This is a genomic window from Rhodococcus sp. OAS809 (genome assembly GCF_040546695.1).
GTDB lineage: Bacteria > Actinomycetota > Actinomycetes > Mycobacteriales > Mycobacteriaceae > Rhodococcus_F > Rhodococcus_F qingshengii.
On record NZ_JBEPOI010000002.1, the window covers coordinates 3,408,073 to 3,428,268 of the forward strand.

The 20,196-nt window shown below is 62.1% G+C and carries 19 protein-coding genes and 1 riboswitch; of the genes, 7 read left to right on the forward strand and 12 right to left on the reverse strand.

All coding sequences use genetic code 11. The annotated features are described in order from the left end of the window. The first annotated feature begins 10 nt into the window (after positions 1-10). Together ABIE52_RS18995 and ABIE52_RS19000 are read left to right on the forward strand one after the other, a co-directional pair. A complete protein-coding gene (locus tag ABIE52_RS18995) occupies positions 11-538 on the forward strand; it encodes a carboxymuconolactone decarboxylase family protein (protein ID WP_058227976.1) in 528 nt (175 codons plus the stop codon). Then, the gene (locus ABIE52_RS19000; RefSeq protein WP_192711821.1) at positions 522-1,844 is read left to right on the forward strand and encodes an MFS transporter; all 1,323 of its coding nucleotides are present in this window, start codon (positions 522-524) and stop codon (positions 1,842-1,844) included. The genes ABIE52_RS18995 and ABIE52_RS19000 overlap by 17 nt, the downstream gene beginning before the upstream one ends. A 79-nt stretch (positions 1,845-1,923) precedes the next feature. On the opposite strand, the gene ABIE52_RS19005 is transcribed toward ABIE52_RS19000, so the two are convergent. Next, on the reverse strand, positions 1,924-2,202 hold the full coding sequence (locus ABIE52_RS19005) for a YHS domain-containing protein (RefSeq protein ID WP_192711820.1): 279 nt from the start codon (positions 2,200-2,202) through the stop codon (positions 1,924-1,926). 272 nt (positions 2,203-2,474) lie between these two features. Here ABIE52_RS19005 and ABIE52_RS19010 point away from each other — a divergent pair, with 272 nt between their 5' ends. Further along, positions 2,475-3,434, forward strand: a complete 960-nt coding sequence (locus ABIE52_RS19010; RefSeq protein ID WP_192711819.1) for a DMT family transporter — start codon at positions 2,475-2,477, stop codon at positions 3,432-3,434. Here the strand turns inward: ABIE52_RS19010 and ABIE52_RS19015 are convergent. Beyond that, a complete protein-coding gene (locus ABIE52_RS19015) occupies positions 3,424-4,098 on the reverse strand; it encodes a TetR/AcrR family transcriptional regulator (protein WP_047269737.1) in 675 nt (224 codons plus the stop codon). The genes ABIE52_RS19010 and ABIE52_RS19015 overlap by 11 nt on opposite strands. Positions 4,099-4,256: 158 nt before the next feature. Here ABIE52_RS19015 and ABIE52_RS19020 point away from each other — a divergent pair, with 158 nt between their 5' ends. Beyond that, positions 4,257-5,759, forward strand: a complete 1,503-nt coding sequence (locus tag ABIE52_RS19020) for an MFS transporter (protein ID WP_058227979.1) — start codon at positions 4,257-4,259, stop codon at positions 5,757-5,759. Positions 5,760-6,114: 355 nt separating this feature from the next. Here the strand turns inward: ABIE52_RS19020 and ABIE52_RS19025 are convergent, their stop codons facing one another. Together ABIE52_RS19025 and ABIE52_RS19030 are read right to left on the reverse strand one after the other, a co-directional pair. Then, positions 6,115-7,722 carry an ABC transporter substrate-binding protein gene (locus ABIE52_RS19025; RefSeq protein ID WP_192711818.1) on the reverse strand — a complete coding sequence of 536 codons (1,608 nt, stop codon included), beginning with the start codon at positions 7,720-7,722 and terminating at the stop codon, positions 6,115-6,117. Positions 7,723-7,856: 134 nt separating this feature from the next. After that, complete coding sequence (locus ABIE52_RS19030; protein ID WP_192711817.1) at positions 7,857-8,435, reverse strand: CGNR zinc finger domain-containing protein; 579 nt, start codon at positions 8,433-8,435, stop codon at positions 7,857-7,859. Positions 8,436-8,498: 63 nt separating this feature from the next. Here ABIE52_RS19030 and ABIE52_RS19035 point away from each other — a divergent pair, with 63 nt between their 5' ends. Both ABIE52_RS19035 and ABIE52_RS19040 read left to right on the forward strand, forming a co-directional pair. Then, the gene (locus ABIE52_RS19035; RefSeq protein WP_192711816.1) at positions 8,499-8,876 is read left to right on the forward strand and encodes a hypothetical protein; all 378 of its coding nucleotides are present in this window, start codon (positions 8,499-8,501) and stop codon (positions 8,874-8,876) included. 93 nt (positions 8,877-8,969) lie between these two features. Next, positions 8,970-9,314: a hypothetical protein gene (locus ABIE52_RS19040; RefSeq protein WP_042450522.1), complete on the forward strand. Its 345-nt coding sequence runs from the start codon at positions 8,970-8,972 to the stop codon at positions 9,312-9,314. Here the strand turns inward: ABIE52_RS19040 and ABIE52_RS19045 are convergent, their stop codons facing one another. Both ABIE52_RS19045 and ABIE52_RS19050 read right to left on the reverse strand, forming a co-directional pair. Then, positions 9,315-10,526 (reverse strand): saccharopine dehydrogenase family protein, encoded by a 1,212-nt coding sequence (locus tag ABIE52_RS19045; RefSeq protein ID WP_192711815.1) that lies wholly within the window; start codon positions 10,524-10,526, stop codon positions 9,315-9,317. Continuing rightward, positions 10,519-11,517, reverse strand: coding sequence for an alpha/beta hydrolase family protein (locus tag ABIE52_RS19050; RefSeq protein WP_192712132.1), 999 nt, complete (start codon positions 11,515-11,517; stop codon positions 10,519-10,521). Before ABIE52_RS19050 ends, ABIE52_RS19045 begins: the two co-directional genes overlap by 8 nt. Positions 11,518-11,660: 143 nt before the next feature. Between ABIE52_RS19050 and ABIE52_RS19055 the strand changes: the two genes are divergently transcribed. After that, positions 11,661-12,539, forward strand: a complete 879-nt coding sequence (locus tag ABIE52_RS19055; RefSeq protein ID WP_354541519.1) for a PaaX family transcriptional regulator C-terminal domain-containing protein — start codon at positions 11,661-11,663, stop codon at positions 12,537-12,539. Here ABIE52_RS19055 and ABIE52_RS19060 read toward each other — a convergent pair. The 6 genes from ABIE52_RS19060 to ABIE52_RS19085 form a co-directional block, all read right to left on the reverse strand. Next, a complete protein-coding gene (locus tag ABIE52_RS19060; protein ID WP_003941149.1) occupies positions 12,518-13,132 on the reverse strand; it encodes an LLM class oxidoreductase in 615 nt (204 codons plus the stop codon). The two genes, ABIE52_RS19055 and ABIE52_RS19060, sit on opposite strands and share 22 nt — an antisense overlap. 210 nt (positions 13,133-13,342) lie before the next feature. After that, positions 13,343-14,668: an aminotransferase class V-fold PLP-dependent enzyme gene (locus ABIE52_RS19065; protein ID WP_192711813.1), complete on the reverse strand. Its 1,326-nt coding sequence runs from the start codon at positions 14,666-14,668 to the stop codon at positions 13,343-13,345. 53 nt (positions 14,669-14,721) lie between these two features. Continuing rightward, a riboswitch (SAM riboswitch) is annotated at positions 14,722-14,836 on the reverse strand. Between the two features lie 60 nt (positions 14,837-14,896). Further along, positions 14,897-16,432 (reverse strand): PucR family transcriptional regulator, encoded by a 1,536-nt coding sequence (locus ABIE52_RS19070; RefSeq protein WP_047269699.1) that lies wholly within the window; start codon positions 16,430-16,432, stop codon positions 14,897-14,899. Beyond that, on the reverse strand, positions 16,429-17,487 hold the full coding sequence (locus ABIE52_RS19075) for a DUF917 domain-containing protein (protein WP_007727136.1): 1,059 nt from the start codon (positions 17,485-17,487) through the stop codon (positions 16,429-16,431). The genes ABIE52_RS19070 and ABIE52_RS19075 overlap by 4 nt, the downstream gene beginning before the upstream one ends. A 6-nt stretch (positions 17,488-17,493) precedes the next feature. Beyond that, on the reverse strand, positions 17,494-18,603 hold the full coding sequence (locus ABIE52_RS19080) for an S-methyl thiohydantoin desulfurase family protein (protein ID WP_050655919.1): 1,110 nt from the start codon (positions 18,601-18,603) through the stop codon (positions 17,494-17,496). Beyond that, positions 18,600-20,180, reverse strand: coding sequence for a hydantoinase/oxoprolinase N-terminal domain-containing protein (locus ABIE52_RS19085; protein WP_192711812.1), 1,581 nt, complete (start codon positions 20,178-20,180; stop codon positions 18,600-18,602). Before ABIE52_RS19085 ends, ABIE52_RS19080 begins: the two co-directional genes overlap by 4 nt. Positions 20,181-20,196: the final 16 nt, after the last annotated feature.

Below are 20,196 nucleotides of genomic sequence, written 5' to 3' on the forward strand. Positions count from 1 at the left end.
AGGACTCGTTATGTCGCGCCTTGCTTCTCTCACGCCCACCACCGCTGTCGGTGCATCGAAAGACCTTCTCGCCGAACTCGTCAACCGTCACGGACAGGTCGGTGACATGGTCGCGGCGATGGCTCATTCGCCCGCTGTGCTGGGCGGCTATCTGCAACTCAGCCGAGCAATGAAGCGAGCGAAACTGAGCCGCAAGATCACCGAGCGAATCTCTATCGCTGTGCAGGTCCAGCAAGGTTGCGCTGTTTGCCTCGAAGCCCACGTGGCCGCCGCGCACGCCAACGGCGTCGAGGCGGACGAGATCGAGCGTGCCCGCGCGGGCACCTCGGCCGATCCCGCCATCGCGGCAATGATCGACCTCGGACTTCGCGTCTATCGGGAGCCTGCCTCGATTTCAGACGAACACATCACGGGCCTTCGAGCGCACGGCTACGGTGATCGCGAGATCGCCGACGTAGTCGGAATCGTCGCCCTCAATGTCCTGACCGGAGCTTTCAATCTTGTCGCGGGAGTGAAACCAGATGAACCGGATCGCTAAGTCCGCACCGGAACGGAACAGCCTGCGTCTGTTCTTGATTCGCGACTATCGCCTGCTCTTCAGCGCCCAGATCATCGCGCTGTTCGGCACCGGGTTGGCGACGGTTGCCCTGGGTCTACTCGCCTACGAACTCGCCGGACCGAGCGCCGGAGCCGTGCTGGCCACCGCGCTGACGATCAAGATGTCCCTGTACGTCGTGATCGCTCCACTCGCGGCGGCGTACGTAGACCGGTTGCCGAGACGGGCTTTCCTCGTTGCCCTCGATGCCATTCGCGCAGCGGTCGTGATCGCATTGCCCTTCGTCAGCGAGATTTGGCACATCTACGTGCTGGTGGGCGTTCTCCAAGCTGCGTCGGCAGCGTTCACTCCCACGTTCCAAGCGGTCATCCCTGACATCGTGACCGACGAGGCCGATTTCACCCGCGCGCTGTCGGCATCGCAGGTCGCTTACACGATGGAAAGTCTGCTCAGCCCTGTTCTTGCCGCAGTCGCTCTGTCCTTCATGACATTCAACCTGTTGTTCGTCGCCACCTCCGTGGGCTTTGCCGTCTCGGCACTGCTCGTGCTGGCCACCCGAATCCCCAACGCTCGCCGAAGTACTCACCGCAAGGCGTGGGATCGGATCGCGTCGGGGATGCGGATCTTCGTGACCACGCCGCGACTGCGCGGCATCATGGCACTCAATCTCGTGGTGGCAGCAGCCGGATCGATCGTGGTGGTCAACACCGTCAACTACGTCCGCGACGAGCTCGGTGGAACCCAATCCGACGTGGCGTGGATGCTTGCCGCGTCAGGCACCGGCACGTTGGTGACCGCGCTTCTTCTTCCACGCGTTCTCGACAGAACCGCTGAACGTACCGTGATGACAGCAGGTTCCGTTGTCCTGGTTGTCAGCGCCGGCGCGGCAGCAGCCCTCGCCGTGGCCGGTGTATTCACGTGGATGCTCACTGCCGCAGTGTGGGCGCTCGTCGGCGCCGGCATGGCCATGATCGTCACTCCGACCGGAAAAGTACTTCGGCGCTCCGTCGAACCCGCAGGCATACCGGAGGTGTTCGCAGCCCAGTTCTCCCTGTCGCACCTTGCCTGGCTTGTCACCTATCCGATCGCCGGATGGGTTGGTTCGAGCGCGGGATTTGCGGTCACCTGGAGCATCCTTGCAGCGCTTGCCGCAGTGGGAGCCGTTGCAGGATTTGCACTTTGGCCTCGGGAGACAGTTGCTGAATTGCCCGGACAGGCGACGTATGAAACCACGCGAGGCCAATGCACCTTGGCGGCAACCCAGTGCGCATGCGCTCGCACCGTCTGATGTCGACGGTCTGCCCGAACCTCGATTGGGCCTCAACGAAAGTGGTGGTGCAGCCATCGCCTGCACCACCACTTTTCGCTCAACTCACGTCGGCGTACTTCCTCGGATTTGCGTCGAATCGAGGACCACATCCCTTGCAGCAGAACCAGTACCGATTTCCTTCGAAGTCACGGAACAGGCCTTCCGCTTCGGCACGCGCCTTTTCGATCACACTGCCGGGCATGACCCGACATTCGACGAGTTCACTACTGCCAGAGTTGAGTAGGTCTTTCCCACCGGTCGGCATCGCCGTACCGACAGCGCCGACATCGCCTTTGGCGTCAGACTTCGGGGTGTTGCCACAGCCACAACTGCTCATTGGGATTCCTGTTCTTTTGCGGGACGGATGTGGCCCGCAAGCGAGCCCTATACAACCGCCAGTATACCCCCTATAGGTATATTTTACTGAGCCTGAGGGTGCGTTCAGTTGACATCTCGCCGTATAAACCGTTGCGGGATAGGGAATATACCGTCGCTGGATCCCCGCTCGTCTGCAGCATCATGACACAAGAAGCATTATACCTACTGGGGGTATACGGTAGGTCAGGCATCGGCCATCCATGTCCGCGAGGTCGTCGACGAAGAGGCGCAATGAAGAACTGGAAAGCAATCGGCAGCAGCCGATTCGCCGTAGTTGGAGCTTTGCTGTTGGTCGGCATGCTCTGGGGAAGCTCGTTCCCCCTGGTTGCTGTGGCAGCACCAACTCTCGGCGCCGTCGGCACGACGCACGGCCGCTTCATTGTTGCAGCGTTGGTTCTCGCGCTGATAACTGCTTCCAGCAGATCGACCTGGCGCGCGGTCGGTCATCGGTTTCCTGCATTCCTACTGCTGGCTGCCCTCAACGTCGCTGGGCCCCTGACACTTGTCGCAACTGCGATCGTCGGCCTCAACTCGTCGACGGCGTCGATCCTGAATGCCACGACTCCGATGTTCACCGTATTCGTCGCCGCTTTCTGGCTTCGACAAAAGATCACCTGGCGAAAACTCTCGGGGGTCGCGATCGGCATCGTCGGCGTCTCGGTGCTTGTCGGCGGAATTCCGTCAGCGATCGACAGTCGCGCAATGCTGGCCATTGGCGCATCTTTGACCGCGGCGCTGCTGTACGCAGTCGGAGGTGTCTACGCACGAAAGTCGTTCCAGGACACTCCACCCCTGCCGCTGGCCCTCGGCCAACAACTTGCCGCGGTCGCCCTCTTGGTGCCGGTGTCCGCCGTCGCTCCCCCTCCGGGGCCCATAACCGTCGGCCCACTCATCGCCGTGGTAGCCCTGGGGCTGGGGGCTACCGCCGGTGGCTACCTGGTCTACTTCTGGATAATTCGTCAGGCGGGTCCAGTCGCGGCATCGGCCGTCACTCTTCTCGTTCCGATTTCGGCATCAGCCATCGGAGTGCTGTGGTTGAACGAGCCTGTTACCTTCGCGCTCGTTGGCGGTCTTGTCATCATTCTTGCCGGAGTCGGCTTGCTCCTGGATCTTCCGCCGACGCGAGATCCATCCCGCAGGGTTGCCCCGGGGCGGGCGGCTAGCGCGGACAAACGGCCGGTCAGCGGCTGATCGGAGCAGTCCAAAGTCCGACCAGCGCATCGACGAGATCGGTCGTGAAGTCCTCCCATGACGTGACCGCGTCCGGCCCCTCTTCGGCAAGCGTGCGCTCACGTTCGGCGAACATGTGCACGATCGCATTGCGTCCGATGTCCGCGCGGGCGCGTCGAACACTCATCGGCATGTCGGCCAGACAGTCAGAGAGTCCCCGAAGCGTCTCCTGCAGGGTGGGCGAGGCCAGTACCTCGTCGTAGACGATTTTCCGCAGGACCGGGTCGGTGAGAATCTGCGCGCTGAACCGCGCATACCAGGTCGGGCCACCCATTTCGGCGTAGTGATCGGTCGACGCCCGAACCAGACACGAAATCCAGTCACGAACATTTGTGGACCCTTCGATCTCACGCAGCAGTTCGCCACGGTTCTTCTCGACCTGCTGGGAATGCTTGTTCACGATCGCGCGGACCAGATCGGTCTTGGTTCCGAAGTGATATCCGACGGCAGCATTGTTGCCCTGACCTGCCGCCTCGCTCACCTGACGGTTCGAAACCGCGAAGACTCCATGTTCTGCGAACAACTGCTCGGCGACGGCGAGAATGCGGTCTCGGGTTGCAGCAGAGCGCGCGGAATTTGCGGCGCCGCCGACATCGGCCGACGCGTCCTCAGTCCTCGTAGTCATGGACACCATCATCCTCGACCATCCGAAGCTGCTCGGCACCGGAGATATTCGTCACGATCGGAGACACAGCCTTCCGTTAAGTCAGTCAATTGATTTAACTTTAGTTCAAGCAACTGACTTAAACCATTATTCGTTCTTCCTCCGATGGAGTTACCGCAATGTCGTCAACCACTTCACCACCACCGACAACGCCGCCACAGACAACGAAGTCGCCAGCCACCACCGCAGTGGTGGCTGTTCTGGCGTTTTCCGGCATCGTCGTCTCGCTCATGCAGACGCTGGTGATCCCGATCATCCCGCATCTGCCCGAGTACCTGAACGCGCCGGCGTCCGATACCGCGTGGGCTGTGACCGCCACGCTGCTCGCAGCTGCCGTCGCCGTCCCGACCATGGGCCGCTTGGGCGACATGTTCGGCAAACGGCGTCTACTCCTGATCAGCATGGCGCTGTTGGTCACCGGTTCGGTGGTCGGAGCACTCAGTTCGAGCGTTATCCCCCTCGTTGCCGGCCGAATCCTGCAGGGCCTTGCTGCCGGCGTCATTCCGCTGGGCATCAGTGTGATGCGCGACGTGCTTCCGCCCAAGAAGCTCGCCGGCGCTGTTGCGATGATGAGCGCTTCACTGGGAGTCGGTGGCGCTCTAGGTCTTCCGATCGCGGCTTTGATCGCCGAGTACGCCGACTGGCACGTCCTGTTCTGGGCGTCAGCCGTGCTCGGCGCTCTTGCGGCCGTTCTTGTTGTCGTCCTGGTCCCCGAATCGACGGTTCGCACAGGTGGCACGTTCGACTTCGGTGGGGCAATCTCGCTCTCAGCCGCCCTCATCGCTCTACTACTGGCCATTTCCAAGGGTGGCGACTGGGGTTGGACGAGCACGCTCACGCTTTCCCTGTTCGGCGCCGCGATCCTGATATTCGGATTCTGGGCTTGGTGGGAACTACGCACCCCCAAGCCGCTGGTGGATCTACGCGTATCCATCCGCCGCCAGGTGCTCTTCACCAACCTCGCATCGATCGTGTTCGGATTCGCGATGTTCGCCGCCAGCATGGTCTTTCCCCAGGTAGTCCAGTTGCCTGAAGTCACTGGTTACGGCCTAGGCGGTTCGATGCTCACCGCAGGTCTGGTCATGGCTCCCTCCGGCATCATCATGATGCTGATCTCTCCGCTGTCCTCACGCATCACCAATTCGCACGGCCCCAAGGTGACGCTCATGCTCGGCGCCGTTGTCGTCGCAATCGGTTACGGCATCGGCATTTTCGCCATGCACTCGATTTGGGAACTGATCGTGATCGCAGTGATCATCGGCGCCGGTACCGGTATGGCTTACGGCGCGATGCCCGCTCTCATCATGGGGGCTGTTCCTCCGTCCGAGACCGGTGCAGCCAACAGCTTCAACACCCTGATGCGCTCCCTCGGTACATCATTCGCCAGCGCCATCGCGGGTGTCGTCATCGCCCAGATGACCATGTCCATCGGTGGGGCAACGCTGCCGTCGGAGAACGCTTTCCGCGTCGTCATGGCCCTCGCTGCGGGATCCGCCGTCGTCGCACTCGTCCTGGCCGGTTTCCTCCCTCGGTTCAACAGCTCCAACTCCCGCAAGGAGATTGGTAGCCAGCACACCGATACGTCCCCGACCTCCTCGAAGGAATCCGTTCCGACACACTGAGCCAGCGCGCAATACACACTGCGCTGTACACACAGCCCGGCCCCGGCGGAGTCCAACTCCGTCGGGGCCGACGCGTTTCACACATTTTGCTGTTGATACACCTGCGGACGACAGTTTCGTGACATGCTCCGTTGAGATGGGTGCTCGTTCGATACTCGGGGAAAGGATGCCGCGATCGCCGCTCCTCGTGCTGACGTAGCCCTTGCTGTCGCCGCCGCTGCCGTCCTGGGCATAGGCGTCGGTGTCCTTCTTGCCGATGTCGTCGCCGGCCTGGCTGCAGGTGCGGGTGCTGCGGTGGTATTTCGGTTTGCTCTTCGGATGATCAATACCCGAAAGTGAGCGTTTGCCGAGGGTCCTACTTCAGGACACGGATCGCCGAGCCCGGAAGGATTCCGCTCGATGGCGGATAGATCGACGTTGCCCCGTTGAAGAACATGTGAGCGGGAGTCGTGGATACCGGCAGCAGGTCGACGTCCTTGAACAATGCCCGCTCACTTTCCTCCCAGACCTTGCAGGACTCGTCACCGGGAAGAAGCGAAGCCTCAGTGGACAATTCGATGTACTTCTTGTTGTCGAGGGAAGCGAAGTTCACTCCTTCAGGCTTCGGTGGGCCGGTGAAGTACTTCGCAAAGATACTCGGCGTATCGCTCCCCAGCGTCAAACCGATGGAAACGTCCCACGACGACAGGTCGGTGGTGCTGAATGTGTTGGCGATGACAAAACTGTAGTCACCACCGGTCAGTTTCACCTTCGCGCCCAGTCCTTCCCACTGGGTTGCCACGTATTCCGCGGCGGCAGAGTTCGTATCGCGTGAGTTGTTGAAAATTACGTTGAGGGCAAGCGGTCGCCCGTCCTTCGTCAGGACGCCGTCGGCCCCCGCCTTCCAACCTGCGTCGGACAAGGTCTTCTTGGCTGCGTCGACGTCGAACTCGGGAATCGTTCCTTCAACACTGTTGTAGTCGCAGGCAAGGGGTTCCGAAACCGCGAGGGCACGTGCGCGGGTTCCTTTACCACCGGTGGTGATCTCGGTGTAGTCGTCCAGGTCTACTGCCCGCACGAGCGCCTGCCGTACAGCACGGTCCGCCGTGGGTAGAGACGCGAAATGATTGAAGATGAACTCACCGGACAACGTGGTGTAAGTCTTCGAATCCAGACCCGCGGCCAAGACTCGTTCCTCGTCCGAACCGGTCACCGCTGCGGCATTCACTCCGCCGGTGAGAACAAGATTCGCCGTCGTACTGGGATCGGTGACAATCTTGATCGTCACTGTCTTCGGCACCCCGAGAGTGTCTGAAGTGGTCTCGCCGTTCGGACTCCAGGTGTAACCGTCGCGGCGTTCCATCGTGATGTGATCGTTCGGAACAACTTCGGTGACCTTGAACAGACCCGTTCCGTTGCTACTCGAACGGATGCTGGCCGGGTCTTCGAGCGTCGCAGCGCACGGAAGCCGCAACGCGCCGACTCGAGAGAGCAGGAAGGGCGCTGGCTCGGCGGTAGTCACCGTCAGTTCGTCACCGTCCGCTGAGGCCGAAGTCGACATCGGCACAGTGGATCCGCGTAGCGGTGAAGCGTTTTCAGGATCCATGACCCAGTTGATGTCATCGGCCGCGGTCTGTGCGGTGAAGGAAGTGCCGTCGGCACAAGTGATGCCCTTCTTGAGCACGAACTTCAGCGTGTTCCCTTCTTCACTCCAGCTCTCCGCCAGATAGGGACGCACAGTGCGTGTTTGCGCGTCGATGTCGATCAACGAATCGTACGAGTACGCGTTCACGATCTGAGTCGACGTGAGGTTGGTGATCAGAGGGTGCAGATTTCCGGGATCGGCGTTGATGACAGTCGTGAAACTGCCGTCCTTTGCATACTCACCGACCGAACCTTCGGGACTGGATGCGCCGCCACACCCGGCCAGGGTGAAAACGCCAACGCTGATAACTGCTGTCGCGGAGACAGAACGGGCTTTCATACGAGCCGCCATCTACTAGGAGTTGCCATGGCGACAATCGTGCGGGACTGACGTGGTCTGTATCTCGTTGAAGTTCCCCATACAGTCGGCCGTACTCTGTTCGATTGTCACTATCGACCGGGCAAGCGCAGACGCTAAGTACGACGCTGCCGTTGACGGTGATTCGCGACGTTGATTCGGTTGCCGCACAACGCCGGCATGCAGTAGCGGCGTCGCCCTCCACGGCTTGTATCGACGAACACCCCGTTGCACGTCGGCGAGGCGCATGGGCGGAATCGTTCGTACCCCAATGTGCGCAGAGTCCCCAGCAACGAGTAGCCGATCAACAGCGCAAGTTCGCCGGTGAGATTGATTCTGCTGTCCGGTACCGCATTCCATCGATAGTCGGACCGGGCATCAGGCACGAGTCGGACGTGATGCGGGACGGTCTGCAGGAGTCGATGAGTGCGATCAACGAGCTCATCAGAAGTCGGAGCATCGAGAATCGAACGAACCCCCTCTCTGAGTTCCTTGACCTCAGCAAGTTCACCGCTGGTAAGCCGACGTCCGTTGGTGAGCGCATCCGGCGAGAGTCCATGTTCGTCCAGTAGATCGTGAAGCGCCTGAGGGGCAGCCAACGCGTCACCTGCCTCCACCCACACGCGGGGCGAGGTATTGACCAAGTCGGTCGCAAACGACGCACCGGCGACGTAATCGTCTAAAACTACTTGCATCCCTTACCTCCCTGCTTTACCGTAATTGAATAACCTAACTTTACACCTTACGGAGGCGGCGGGATGGAACACTGCGCAGACCACGGACTGCCCGAGATACTCCTCGACACCCACAACCGATTGCGCCGCGCCGGTACCGTGGCGTCGGGGACACCCGTCGTTGCAGCCGATCTCTACTGGTCGATCGGAGCGCTCGCCCAATGCCTGACCGCGATGGACGAGGTCATTTCACAACTGGGAATCAACGCCCGAAAGCAGTTGCGAGCTGGAAAGTTCGATGTCGAGAGCGGACCGTTCGAAGGAGAGCCCGACGCCGCCCTACTCACCGCAGTTCTTGCGCTCGCCAGAGCATCGAGTAGTTGCGAACCGGTTCAGGCGGCAATCGGCAACGCTCAGATCGCGGTGAGTGATCTCGTCGTCTCAAGGCCCACCAGCGCTTGACGCCCGCGCTCGCAGCCTGTCCCAATAGAGACTGTATGGTTGGTTTTCAGGCAGCCATCGAGAGCATCGACCAGCAGGAACCGGGTTATCACTGTGAGTGCAGGAACATCGACAATCTACGAGGACCGAACCGTCCGGATCGACGATCAGGGCGTCACGATCCGCCACTACTACTTTCCGTTTGTCAGCAAGTTCGTCCTGTACTCGCAGATCGAATCCGTCGACCTCGGAGTCATGTCATGGCTGAGCGGACGCCTACGAATCTGGGGAACAACAGATTTCAGCTCGTGGTACAGCCTGGATCTTTCACGCCCGTGGAAGGAGACCGCGGTGGTACTCACTCTCGCCGGCCACGGATCGCCTTCGTTCAGCCCCAAGGACGCCGATCGCGTCGAGACCGAAATCCGCAGTCGCATCGGATCACACGCCGCGAACTGACTAGCGGAACTCGGATTCGACGGTGACGATCTCACTCCAGTCGGTTCGATCGAACAACCGCGCCAGCGCAGTGAACAGAACTTCCGGGTCGACGACGCTCTCGGGTGAGTGCACACCGATCCGATCCGAAATCGTTCCGTCGGCGAGCCGGGACACCACCTGAGCAAGGCCGAGCGCCAAGGGGATTCCGGTTGCACCGGCCATGTCCGACAGCAACTCCGACACCGGTGAATCGTCGGCAATCCGGGCCACGACGCGCATCGCTCTTCCGTCGAACATTCCTGTCGCCGAGGCGAAGAACAACGGCAGGGATCCGTGGCCGGCGCGCGTGAGCATTCGAGGCGCAGCACGGATCATCCGTCCGAGCGAAGGCTTGCCCAATTCTTCGGCGGCCGAGTCGAGATCGATTCTCCCCTTGTCGATGTCGGCGCGGAGAACGTCGAGAAACGCCACGGTTTCCGGTGTGATGACCATCAGATTTGCCGAATGCCCCGCAGGATTGATGGTCCGATGAAACATCACCGGCTCCGGATGCCCGACCACGTAAGCGTTCCCCCGACGTCCGCCGGGCAGTTCGAGTGCGATGGAACGCAACGGTTCTTCGTTGACGATTCGCCCCGCACGAACCACCGGAACCTGGCCGCTGATCTGCTGCATCCAGTGAACGGCGGCTGCACTCAATGTGTCCACCGACTCGTCCTCGCCCTCGACATCAACCGGCCAGGCTGTATACAGATCGTCGACCACGTCCAATCGCGAGACTGCCATCGCGGCCAGGAGGTTACTCATCCCGGGACTTGCGCCCATGCCGACTACCGCACAGATTCCGGCTCCCCTCGCGGCACAGTCCAATTCCAGCATGTCGACGGCCGGCTCCCAGTCGTCGCAGATGTCGAGATAGTGAGTCCCGGTCCCGATCGCTGCCTGGAGAATGCCGACGCCGAAACGGAAAAACGGTCCGACCGTATTGACGACCACGTCTGCGCCGTCAAGCAATTCACGTAGCGTGCGACCGTCCGTGACGTCGATGCGGCGCGCCTCGACTTCCGCTGACGCCTGCGCCAGTTCAACTGAAAGACGCTTCGCAGCATCGATATCGCGATCCGCGACTACTACCTTGCTGATTCCCGGCAATGTTGCGGCCAGACGAACTGCTGCCGAGCCCATGGCACCGGCACCACCCAGTGCGACAACCGTGATTCCGTCAGCCATGAATTCCCTCCAAAAATGCAGTCTGATCCGCTAGATAGCCGGGAGCGAAGATCGAACGGGGAGCAAGGACGGCCACCAGAGCGGACCTCACTTCCGAGTCTTCGAGATCCTTGTCCACGATCGAATGCGTAGCGTCGGGGTACTTCTTGACCACCAATTGCCCTGGAGTGTCCAACAATTCGCGATACACCCTTTCGGTATCAGCCACGTCGACGTTGACGTCTTGTCCGCCGATGATCAAGAGCACCGGAACCTTCACGGTTTCGAGATCGGCTCGCGCATCCGAGAGGTAGTTCTTTCGGATGAAGTTCCACCGGTCTTCGGTGAGACCGTCGGCCTCGCCGGAGGCCACGAGATCGTCGAACGATGCATCACGGGCCAACTGATCCAAGTTCTTCGCACGATCGACCCGCGCTTTCTCGAACTCGTCGGCCGACGCATTTCTCTCGGAAAGTTCGGCTAGGGTATTGAATTCGCCTTGTTGGAGCCAGTTGATCGCGGGACCCACGGCAATGACGAACGCTACGTCCGGGTCGAGGTTCACCACCTTGGTCATCACCCACCCTGCCTGGCTTGCACCCCACAGACCGATCCGAGACGGATCGATATCCGAACGTCCCCGCGCCCACTCGATTGCCGCTTCCGTTTCTGCCGCGCGATCGTCCATGCTCTGGTCGAGCCAATTGCCCGGTGCCCCATTCACCCCCGGCTTGTCCCAGGAGAGTGACGCGTACCCCGCCTTTGCGAACGCCTCCCACACCGGTCGATAGAACGTCTCATGTGTTGCATCGACCGGGCCGTCTCCGTGGACGAAAACCACGAGCCCGAAGGGACCGTCACCGTGTTCGGGCAGTGCAAGGACTCCCTGGAGCGGCACCGATCCCCCGGTGATCGTCACTTTTTCCTCACGGATGTCATAGGTGTTCTGGTACAGCGTCCAGCCCACCAGAGTCGCGATCAGAACAACGACCACCGCCAGGGAAGTAACCATCCACCTGCGTAAACGAGGCTTACTCTTGCCCTCGCTCATCGATTCCGCTGCCATCTTCCCGCCCTAACGTACGAATTTGAAACGATCGTATTGCATTCGATAGTACAGTTGTGGGCGAAGATGTCGAGAAGCGAGGAAAGGACATGGCGATGACCGACAGGGACTTCGATGTACCCACGAGGATCTTGATCGAGGGACTACTGCGCACGGACGGAACTGTCGACGGGCACACCCTCTATGCCACCGCCGACGCCCTCGGCAAAACTGATCAACAGGTTCGGCTGTGCATCAAGCGGTTGGTCACCGAGGGGAAGTTCACTCAGGAAGGTCGCGGGCGGCAGGCCACGCTACGAGCAACGCCGAAAGCCCTGCGCGAGATGGAACCCGACGTCGAATTCGTTCGGCTGGCCTATCGACAAGACCGCGACACTGTGACGCCGTGGGACGGGTACTGGCACCTGGCCGGATTCGCAATTCCGGAGTCGTCACGGAAAGGGCGAGATGCGCTGCGCACCAAGGTCGTTTACCTCGGCGGCGCGCTCGTCCAGGGCGGTCTGTACGTCTCGCCGCACGCCTGGGAACCGTATATTCGCGATGCGGCCGCCGAACTCGACGTCGAACAGCACCTGTCTTCTCTCACCACTCGAGATCTGAAAGTGGGCACTCTCGAAGACCCCGTGAAGATTGCCGCGCAGTTGTGGCCACTGGACCAGATCGCTGACGGATACGAACGGCTACTCGACATAGCGACCGCACGCCTGCACAAACTGCAGAACAGTCCGGGTACCGATGCTGTCACGATGACCATCGAACTCGCGGCGGAATTCACGCGAGCCATGGAACCGGATCCGCTGTTGCCGCCGGAACTACTGCCCACCAACTGGATCGGCACGAGGGCTCGGTCGATCACTGCGCAGTGCTGGACGCTTCTGGCACAGGTGGACGGTGCCGACGAATTACCGTCGCTGTTCCACCTGTACGCAGATGCAATCGGTGACGATCAGGATGCAAGCGTGCGCTGACGGGGCGGCAGTCCGAAACGCCCGAGAACCTCGTCGACTGCGGTGGACGGTGTGACAAGTCCGCGATCCTGAAGCCACGGAATGGTGCTGTCCACCAGATGCTCGAGCGTTCGAGGCAATGCGAGAGGCAGCAACGTAACGCCGTCGGCGACCTCCGCAGCTCGGATATCGGCGATCAAACTGCCGAGACCGGAAGGCGTTCCGACGTAATGAAGCGAAACGGGAACCCGCGGCGAGGTCAACGCGCTGTCCAACTGCGCAAGCTCCTTACGAGCGGAGCGAGCCTCCGGCGCGATCAGAATCTCGAGATCGACCAGCACTGCGACGCTGTCGGGATCGCGTCCTTCTTCGGCGACGGCAGCGCGTATCCGTGCGCGTTCGAGCTGTGCCTCACGCAGATCCGCAGCGCGAATCCGAACCACATTGGTAGGGAATGAAGCCAAATCGAGAGCCTTTTCACCCTCGGTGAGGTCCACCCAGTAGTCGCCGCCGATGATGGGCAGGTTGCCGGGTGCGCCCTCAGCGGCCGGATGGTGACCGGATCCGGTCAACTCGACCGCTACGTGCAGAGAATGCGAAGCGAGTGAAGACATGTGAGACCTCCGAAAATCAGAAAAGTATGGGATGAGCGAGACGAATCGTCAGCTCGAACACATTCCTGAAGAGGTGCGGCACAGATCGACATGGCGACGGCACCACTGACCGAGAGTGATGCTCACTCTCGAAGGGGTGGCGGGAAAATCCGCTGGTGCCATGGCTGCCATGCTAGTTGTCCGTTCGAGTTTTCGGGGACCGAGCTCAGCTCAGACGCACTCGGCTGCGCCGGCATTGTCGTCTGCGGCTCCGAGGAAGGGGCGGGTCTCGGGCACAGGGTTCCACGCACCTGCCGTCTTCGCGTACTTCCAATCACGCTGATTCGAAACCAGGATGTTCACGGCGTCGACCAACCGCGTCACGTCGTCCGAGCTGCTACCGAGGCCGAGGCTGGCGCGAACTGCACCGCCGGAGAGGCCGAGGCGCGCGAGAACCGGATGTGCGCAGAAGCGACCGTCGCGAACTCCGATGCCGTGCTCGGCGGAGAGGAATGCGGCGATCTCGCCCGCTTCGAATCCGTCGACGGTGAAGGTGACGATTCCGACGGCGTCGGGAGCGTCGTTCCACAGTCGCACGAGTGAGACGCCCTCGATGGCGGACAAGCCGTCAGTGAGCTGGGCGGTGAGCGCCTTCTCATGCTCGGCGATCACGTCGAAGTCCAGGGCGTGCAGGGTTTCGCAGGCGGTCGCGATGGCTGCCGCACCGAGCACGTTGGGGGAACCCGCCTCGTGGCGTGCGGGCGCGCAAGCCCACTCGGTGGATTCGATGGTCACCTCACGCACGGCGCCGCCGCCGGCGAGGTACGGCTGAGCTTCGTCGAGCCAGTCACGGCGGCCGACGAGAACGCCGGCGCCGAAGGGCGCGTACAGCTTGTGGCCCGAGAACGCTACGTAGTCGACGCCGCATTCCTGCAGGTCGATGCGACGGTGGGGAGCCAACTGAGCAGCGTCGACGAGGATACGTGCGCCGCAACGGTGAGCGATGTCAGCCAAACGTGCAATCGGCAGGATCTCACCGGTCACGTTGGAGGCCCCGGTGATTGCGAGCAGCGCGGCAGGCTTGGTGCACAGTTCACCGATCAGACGCTCGATCGTTTCTTCGATGGTGTCTGCGGCGGTGACGATACGAGCGTCGTTCCACGGCAACAGGTTTGCGTGATGCTCGACGTCGAGGACGACGGTGCTGCCGGGGACGCACTGCGCAAGCAGGTTCAGCGAATCGGTGGTGTTCCGGGTGAAGACGACAACCTGATCGTCGGCACAGTTCACGAAACGAGCAACGGATTCACGAGCGTTCTCGTAGGTGAGCGTGGAGATCCGGGACGCGTAGCCGGCACCGCGGTGGACGCTGGCGTACGTGGGCAACAATTCGGCGATACGGTCGGTGACCTGGGCCAATGCCGGCGCGCTGGCCGCGTAGTCGAAGTTGGCGTAGGAGCATTCGCCGCCCTGAACCAATGGAACCTGCAGGTCGGCACCCGAAACCTTGGCAATCGCGGTGGTGTAGCAGGTGTCGGCACTCAATACAGCAGTCATCGAAGACAATCCTCACGTTCAAGGACTCGTTCGTCGGGAGATGGCCCCGGAAGAGTCCGCGCTTGCCGCATTCGTTTTCGAACGCAGCCGGGTCGTCACCCGGAGCACCCCACCGCGGAGGAGGGTTGCCGACCAGCAAGCCGGGGCTGAACACTGGTACTCGTGACCTGGCAACGAGGATGGCAGGAACCTCCCGCGCTTGTCAAGACGAAGCTGCGAAGACCGTCGTCACGGCGCGATCGTCCGGCAGGCGAGGTGGAGCGCAAGCCTGGTTTCCGGATCGGCCAGATCGACCGAGAGAAGGCGCTGAATTCTATCGATCCGACTCGATACCGTGTTGCGGTGCAAGCCCATTCGGGTTGCGGTGTGAGCCAGAGACGATTCTTCGTCGAGGTACGTCGACAGAGTCTCGAGCAACTCTCCATTGGAATCGCGTAGCGGTGCGAGCAATGCCGCAGCCGCAGGCTGGAAGGTGTCGGTTCGCGTCCACGCCAGCAGCAACTGCGCCAGCCCGAGGCGGTCCACGTGCAGGAATCGACCTGTTTGAGATCGGGAACCGGCGAGCCGAGCGGCATCCCCGGCCTCCGACAGGGACGAACCGATTCCAGCCGGACCGTCGTGTGCGCGTCCCACACCTACCCAGGTCTCCATCGTGGGTTCCAACCTCGCCTGAGCTGCACGGATGCACTCGGCGATCCTGGTGATCGCCTCCGGTCGCGGCTCGCCTGGCAGAGTCGTCCACGCCGCCCAGCCGTCAGCCTGTTCCACGACATTGGCGTCGATTCCCTCGGCGGCGAGAGCATCTGCAACCTCGCTGCGTCTTGCCACCAGGTCGACCTCACCGACCGCCAGGACTTTGATGCCGATGTGCCATCCGTCCAGCATCCAACCCGCGTCGAGTGCGCGCCGGAGCAGTCCGGGTGTGGCGTCTGCTGACGTGTCGATCAGTTCACCGAGCAACGCGCTACGCCGGCGCGCTTCACGCTCGTCGACCATGCGCGCAACGGCCAGTCGGTGCCCGGCAGCCAACGAGGCCACGTCGAGAACCACTGAGAGAGAAGCCTCTTCGACGCTTTGACGCACCGGGAGCAGCACCGCCAGCCAGGGCTCTCGGGCTGCGCCGGACATCACCGGGCACGCAATCAGGACCCCGCCGGAGTCCAATTCGACCGTGGTGGGCGCCCCGCGACCCGACAACATACCGGCAGCTGCTCGATCAGCGTCTGACAACAGGTCGGCGCCGGTCATCGGACGTCCGGACGTGTCCAGGAGAAAGAATGAACGCTGAAAGGTGTTCAGTAGCACCGACAGAAGATTCTCGACGCTTCCTCCGGCTCGTTGGCCCGCGTGTGTCGCCCGCAGTACTGCGTCGGCCATCACCGCCCGCGAATTCGAGAGAAGATCACGAAGATCCACGCTGAACTGCCACGGGTCGGATACTCCGAGCACCACCAGTCCGAGCCGATCGGCAAGCAACGAGAGATTCGCATCCTCCGCCGCAGCGCTGTGCACAGCGACCACCTGGCAGCCGGTCGCCGCTGTGCGCCGAAGGAGAGCGTCGAATCTCCACTCCCCGATGTCGATTCGATCGAGAATCACCAGAACTGATCCTGAACTCGCCGCACCCGACACGGCCTCGGCCGACTGTGCCGATTCCCCGGTGAGTGCTCCCACTGTCGTCACGACGGGATCACCCTCCCCGGCAAGTCGATACAGCCCGACAAAGGCCGGGTTGTTCAGCAACGCCGAAACACTCGCGCTCATCGCGCCTCCATCAGCACTGCGTCGTGGTCGATCCCGAATGCCCGCGGGCCGACAACTTTCAATCTGCCCACTTCGTCCGCCCACCACTGTGGACCGGGAAGAACCAACACGGCCACATCGTGCCCCTGGTGCACGGATTCACACGAGACGAAGGCGCCGGTCCGCACGTCGAGCAACGTCACGATGTCCGGGCACGTTGCAATCATCTCGCCGTCCAACGCGACGGTCAGGAACTCACTCTCGAATTCGACTCGTATCACCGCAGAACCGTGCTCGAGAATCACGCTGCCCCGACGATCGCCGGTGTCCGGACGACTACGACGGACCGCACGCACCCGGCCAGTCCCCATTACCAGGGCCCCGGAGCTCTCCGCGATCTCCTGCCAACTGCCCAGGGCCCCGATGTGCTGACCCAGTTCGTATGCTCGGGAGAGAGTTCCCGGAATGCACGCCTCCTGCACCGTCCGCGCATCGATCGACGCGATCGCCAGAGCGCCCCAACCGCTGGTTCTCCCGATCAACGACCGCACTGCTACCTCGGCGCCGAGCACATCCACTCCGTCGACGACGGTAATGAGGCCGCCGGGCTGGGCGAGTGTGACCGGGCACAATTCCAACCCGGCTGCGGCGAGAGAGAAGTGATCGAGCCGCGGCATCGCTCGACCCAGCAGGTCCGCGTCGACCACGGGAATTCCCAACGCCAACGCCGCCGCAATGCCGGAGAGAGCGTTGAGTCCACCGCCTTCGAAAGTCATCACTGCGGTCGGACGCTTCCCGGTCCAGCGCGTCAAAGCTGCTGCAGTATCTGCAAACTCACGCCCGGAGGGCAATTGCTCCTCCAAGGCCAGGGCCGATCCGACGATTCCCACCGGCATCACCAATGCCTCCTCCGGCAACTGGTCCGGCGCGATGACCTCCACCGAAGTAGACGTCATCAGTGGACGCAGCAATTCCACGAACAAGCGTGGATCGCCGCCCCCGCCGCAGCCCAGGACCACCGCCCCCGCTGCGATCGCGTCGAGGTCGGCCTCCCGGACCGCGTGCAGCCTGCTCACGGCTCGCTATTCTGCCAGTACAGGTTGCTCGAGTGTCTCCACCGGCAGGAACGGGCGATCGAGCCCGAAGCTAGCCGGGCCGAAGACCGCCAGTGCCTCCGGGGTTCTCATGATGGGTGGGGTCGCGATCCCGATGACCGCAACGCGCTGCCCGTACCGCAAGCCCTCGGTGGTGATGGGTTCGGCGGTATCGGCCTCGACGATGCAGATCAGGTCTGGCACGATCGCCACCATCACTCCGGATTGGACGGCGATCAGATTTTCGTTCTGGAACTGAACTTCCAGCTCTTCGTCTCCGACGCCGGCGATCCGCACCGAACCGCGAGCGAACCCCTCATCGGTTCGCCTGTCGACATCGATCACCTTGCCGTGAAAGAGAACTCGCCCGTATCCGTAGAGCGTGTCGGCGAGACTGTCGACAAGCGCCTGCACCGGGTCCACCCGCTGCTCACGTGAAAGTCTGATGGACCGGCCGATGGTCATGGCCAACGACAGAGTCCGTGGGATCGCCGTCCGCTTCACATCTGCACCCGTCATCGAGTACTGCGCGATGTGCGCCATCCCACCGAACCTCGACGTCACCCCGCGGGCGAGGCCCTCCAATCTGCTGTTGTCACTTCCGGTGTCGAAGATCGCCACCTCGTCGTGCTCGTTCGCCATGGCGAGCGGACTCGCCGAAATCCCGTACACCGAGAAGGTTTCCATCTCGAGCTGAGGAAAGGCTCGCCCCATCCCGTCGGCGTCGACAACCGGCAGGCCGCGCCGTGCGGCCACCAGCAACGGAATCATCGAATTGATTCCGCCGCACTCCATCGGCATCGTGGCATCTGCAGTTCGACCCGTGTGCTTCTCCAACGTGATCAGCGCCAGCTCGGGTTCGGTTCCGCGCGGCATCTTTTCGACCACGACGGTCGGGGCACCCATCTGCGCGACGGGAATCACCCACGCGTCGTCGTCAAGCTCCTCCGGATCGAGAATTGTGATTTCACCGGCCTCACCGAGCGCCTGCGTGACCAACATCTTGCCGACGAACGGATCTCCCCCGCCGCCGGTGCCCAACAAGGCTGCGCCCCTGGCGAGGTCGTCGAGATCCGCCGTTCGTAGTGTCCAACTCATCGTGAGCCCTCCTGACCGGTGGAGACCAAACCACTGTGCAGTGCCAAGTCACCGACTGCCTTCACTCGAATACGTGTTGCGTTGCCCGGCAGATACGGAATCGGGACCTCGTCGAACTCCACGATCTGCACCGACTCGGGCCGTGCGCCTGCGGCGACTGCCCGATCGATCGCCTCCTGGCGAGCATCGTCGGCAAAAACCTGCCGGTGCCCGTCCCGCACCGCTTCGACTCGATCTACCTCACCACTGACCTGCGCGATCGCAGCGCCGATCGCATTGGCAACATCGAAGCGCTCAGGACGAATCACCGTTCCCAGGCCCGGGAGTTCACGCTCCAGCAGTACCGATCCCCCGCCAACCGCCACAACGGGAAGTGGATCCGACGTGGTCCGCATCTGTTCCACGGCGTCGGCGACTCGGCGCGAGATCCGGTCGAGTGCCGTCGACACCAGGCCGCGGTCGAGGTGCGCCACCGCACTGCGATCTCCGACGTCGGCCAAGCCTGCCGCGACGGCTATGTCGGTGGCCGTCAACGTGTCACCGCCGAATACGAGTGCCCGTGAACCCAATTCGTATCCCACAGATTCGGGTCCGACTGTGAGTCCGTCTGCATCCACCAGCGAACCACCACCGATACCGATCGAGAAGACGTCCGGCATACGGAAATTGGTCCGTACCCCGGCGACCGTCACCTCCGTGGTGGCTTCTCGCGGGAAACCGTTGGTCAATACGCCCACGTCGGTAGTGGTACCTCCGATGTCGATCACCGCACAGCTGGCCAGACCGGACAGCACAGCGGCGCCTCGCATGGAGTTGGTCGGTCCCGAAGCGAAAGTCGCTACCGGATAACGCCTCGCGTACTCGATGTCCATCAAGGTTCCGTCGTTCTGGCTCAGGTACAGCGGCGCGACAATGCCGTGCTCGACCAAAGATCGGGCAAGACCGTCGACGATGTGATCGGCGAGCTCGCGCAGCGCAGCATTGATGATGGTCGCGTTCTCCCGCTGGAGTAGACCCACTCGACCGATCTCGTGCGAGAGCGAAATTGCGACGTCCGGGCCGAGTTCCTCACGCACGATCTCCGCGGCGGCCGCTTCGCATTCGAGATTGACCGGAGAGAACACCGAAGATATTGCGACCGAACGAGTACCGCTGCGAGCCATATCGGCGGCATGGCGGCGAATCTCGTCGGGGTCCAGCGACGAAATACGACGACCGTCGAACTCGTGCCCACCGTGAGCGAGGTAGCGCCTTCCTTGCACAGCGGAGACCAGGTCTCGCGGCCACCCCACCATCGGCGGAAGCGCCGCGGTCGCCGGAAGCCCCAATCGCAGAGCCGCTGTCGGTGCAAGTCCGCGTTGCTCGATGAGAGCGTTGAGAAAGTGCGTCGTGCCGATCATCACTGCTTGAACAGCGCTGGGAGAGAACGAGTACTGCTGCTGCAGCGCCGTCAGAGCTCCGCCGATTCCGCCGGTGATGTCCTTGCTGGTCGAGTGTTTGACATGCCCGATGACGGTGGTCCCGTGCATCAGGACCGCATCGGTGTTCGTACCACCGACGTCGATTCCGATTCGCATCGCGAACTCCCTTCTA